Source organism: uncultured Shewanella sp. (genome assembly GCF_947501665.1).
Lineage (GTDB): Bacteria > Pseudomonadota > Gammaproteobacteria > Enterobacterales > Shewanellaceae > Shewanella.
In genome coordinates, this window is record NZ_CANMWS010000119.1 from 1 (window position 1) to 212 (window position 212).

The 212-nt window shown below is 40.1% G+C and carries 1 protein-coding gene; it reads right to left on the minus strand.

The window, feature by feature from the left end:
- Positions 1-200 (minus strand): hypothetical protein (locus tag Q0976_RS24150; protein WP_299497418.1); only part of this gene is annotated, 200 nt, incomplete at its 3' end.
- Between the last annotated feature and the right edge of the window lie 12 nt (positions 201-212).

The following is a 212-nucleotide window of genomic DNA, read 5'->3' on the forward strand; positions in this document are numbered from 1 at the left end:
GCATCAAGAACATACATTTTCTGATTCGGCAATGCCATACCATAGGGAATTGATGCCCAATCATGATTCACTTGATCAACTTCATACCATATTGACCATATACTTCCTTCAGTTGCCCCTCCCAAACTCATCACGACCATCTCTGGGTTTAATAATTTCATCTGAGCCGGTAAATTCAATGGAATCCAATCACCACTCATAAGAGAAACTCT